We start from the raw sequence: 2573 nt of genomic DNA on the forward strand, positions 1-2573 counted from the left end.
CCGGAAACATCGAAACGCCAAGCGGCAGATGAAATCGTCAAACGTCTGGCTGAATTATTGGCTTAATCAAACAAAAGGCCGTCTGAAAATTTTTCAGACGGCCTTTGTTCAAACACATTACATTACAAACCCAATTCGCGCAGAAAACGAATATCGTCTGCCCAACCGGATTTCACTTTCACCCAAATCTTCAAGAAGACTTTGGTATCAAACAATTTTTCCATATCAAGGCGGGCTTCAGTAGAAATTTTCTTCAATTTCTCCCCACCCTTGCCAATCAAAATTGCCTTTTGGCTGTCTTTATCGACCAACACCGCGATATAAATACGGAACAGTCCGCTTTCCTCTTCCTCAAACTGCTCCACTTCAACATTCATCGCATAGGGCAACTCTTCGCCCAAATAGCGGAACAATTTTTCGCGCACAATTTCCATCGCCAGGAATCGGCTGGATTTATCCGTCACCATATCTTCCGGATACATCGGGATACTTTCCGGCAGATACGGCTTGAGCAGTTCCAGAAGATTGGCAATACGCAGGCCATGTTTCGCGCTGACTGCCTCGCTGGCAGTAAATTCAAACTCTTGGCGTACTTCATTGATAAAAGCCTCAAGCGCAAATTTATCTTTGGCTTTATCTTTATCGATTTTATTGACCACCAATACCACAGGCGTATGCTTAGGCAACTGCTTCAACACCACGCGGTCGGCATCGGTAAAGCGCATGGCTTCCACCACAAAAACCACCACATCTACGCCGCTAAGCGCTTCGGTTACGTTTTGATTAAGACGGTCATTCAACGCATTGCGGTGATTGGTTTGGAACCCCGGCGTATCGACAAACACCAATTGCGCCGTGTCGTCGGTGTAAATACCTGTTACACGGTTGCGCGTGGTTTGTGCTTTTTTACTGGTAATACTGATTTTCTGACCAATTAAATGGTTCATCAACGTGGATTTACCGACATTCGGACGACCCACGATGGCCACAAAGCCGCAACGATAATCCGTCGGGTGTTGCGACTCGTTTTGTAAAAAGGTTTCGATATCCATTTATATATGACTTTCTTGATTGTTTCAGACGGCCTTTGCATTTTCTCAAAGGCCGTCTGAAATATTATTTTTTAGCTTTTTTCAAAGGAAACTTCTGTTCCAACCATTCTAAGGCTTCACATGCCGCTTTTTGCTCGGCCACTTTCCGACTGCTGCCGCGTGCATTGCAGATGAAACCGAGTTCGCCCAAATCGCAGGAAATCACAAACATCGCATCAGCCGTCTGCTCCGCCTGCTCTTCGATTCGGTATTTCGGCAGAGCAAAGCGGCGTGCCTGCAAGGCTTCCTGCAAAGCAGTTTTACTGTCTTTCTTGCCGATATTCAAATCCGCACGTTTCACGCGTTCCGCAAACAAATGGCGAACCACTTTTTCCGCCGCAGAAAAATCAGCATCAAAACTGACCGCCGCAAACATCGCCTCCATCGCGTCTGCCAAAATCGAAGGCCGTCTGAAACCGCCGCTCTTCAACTCGCCGGCACCCAAATACAAACCGTCGCCGACATTCATTTCCAACGCGATTTCAGCCAATACACCTTCATTCACCAAAGCCGCTCGCATCCGCGACAGCTCACCTTCCGACAATTTCGGAAACGCGTCATACAACATCCGCGCCACTGAATAGTTCAAAATCGAATCGCCGACAAATTCAAAACGCTCATTGTGTTTGGCATTGTAGCTGCGGTGGGTCAAAGCCTGCTGGAGCAGCTCCATATTGCGGAACTCATAGCCCAGACGCTTTTGAATCGATCGATGCGCCTGCTGTTTGAGCAAATCAGGTTTCATTCCATACTTTCAAAAAAACAGCCGGAAAGTACGCCTCATCCGCAGTGAAACAAAATAAAAAGGCTACACCGGCAACTTTTTTATTTTGGCTCATTGTTTCTTGCGTCCCTCAAGCCGATAAACAATCAAAAGCCGTCATGTTCAAACCTGACGGCACTTGCCGACATTGTACCATTAAACCGCCCCTGCACACATCCGTGCGGAAAAGCGGCGAATCGTGTAAAATCATGCCAAATCATCTCTTTGTCAACTCCATGAACAAATTTGCCCAAGCATTGGCCGCAGCACTCGACCGCTGCATCGTTACCAACACCGTCGCCGAACAAGGCGAGCCCGTCGGCTTCCTCTACCGCGAAGCCCCCGTATTTGAAAACGACAGCGGCTGGCGTATTTTCAGCGGCGACGAAACCGACGAATACACCGACAATCCCGACAATTTCAGCATTGTCAGCCTCTCCGCCATTACTGCAGACAATCCCGACATCGCGCCCCTGCTGACTCAGGCAGAAGGCAGCGCGTGGGAATTGAACGAAGACGGCGAGTTCCAAGCCGTTGCCGATTGGCAGCCGCAAGAATAACCCATCCCCATTTCGTTTCAGACGGCCTTCTTTATAAAAAGGCCGTCTGAAACCGAGCCGAATCCCTATTTCACCAATATTGAAGGAATCATCATGAACATTCTCGAACCACGCCTCGAGGGCACCAACCTGCGCATCGGCAGCGTTCAAGCCCGTTTC

General features: G+C 48.5%; 3 protein-coding genes. 1 reads left to right on the top strand and 2 read right to left on the bottom strand.

Features of this window, described 5'->3' with window-relative positions; all coding sequences use genetic code 11:
• Nucleotides 1–122 precede the first annotated feature (122 nt).
• Together era and rnc are read right to left on the bottom strand one after the other, a co-directional pair.
• Nucleotides 123–1052 (bottom strand): GTPase Era, encoded by a 930-nt coding sequence (gene era / locus Q1M25_RS09475; RefSeq protein WP_150537320.1) that lies wholly within the window; start codon nt 1050–1052, stop codon nt 123–125.
• Between the two features lie 64 nt (nt 1053–1116).
• The gene (rnc, locus tag Q1M25_RS09480) at nt 1117–1836 is read right to left on the bottom strand and encodes a ribonuclease III (RefSeq protein ID WP_300484065.1); all 720 of its coding nucleotides are present in this window, start codon (nt 1834–1836) and stop codon (nt 1117–1119) included.
• Between the two features lie 254 nt (nt 1837–2090).
• Here rnc and Q1M25_RS09485 point away from each other — a divergent pair, with 254 nt between their 5' ends.
• The gene (locus tag Q1M25_RS09485) at nt 2091–2414 is read left to right on the top strand and encodes a DUF2185 domain-containing protein (RefSeq protein ID WP_003748560.1); all 324 of its coding nucleotides are present in this window, start codon (nt 2091–2093) and stop codon (nt 2412–2414) included.
• Nucleotides 2415–2573: the final 159 nt, after the last annotated feature.

The organism is uncultured Neisseria sp., assembly GCF_951230505.1.
Classification (GTDB): Bacteria; Pseudomonadota; Gammaproteobacteria; order Burkholderiales; family Neisseriaceae; genus Neisseria.

Bases quoted from the DNA above. Each gene is read 5' to 3' on its own strand.
- era (WP_150537320.1), bottom strand. From the start codon at position 1,052: ATGGATATCGAAACCTTTTTACAAAACGAGTCGCAACACCCGACGGAT.
- rnc (WP_300484065.1), bottom strand. From the start codon at position 1,836: ATGAAACCTGATTTGCTCAAACAGCAGGCGCATCGATCGATTCAAAAG.
- Q1M25_RS09485 (WP_003748560.1), top strand. From the start codon at position 2,091: ATGAACAAATTTGCCCAAGCATTGGCCGCAGCACTCGACCGCTGCATC.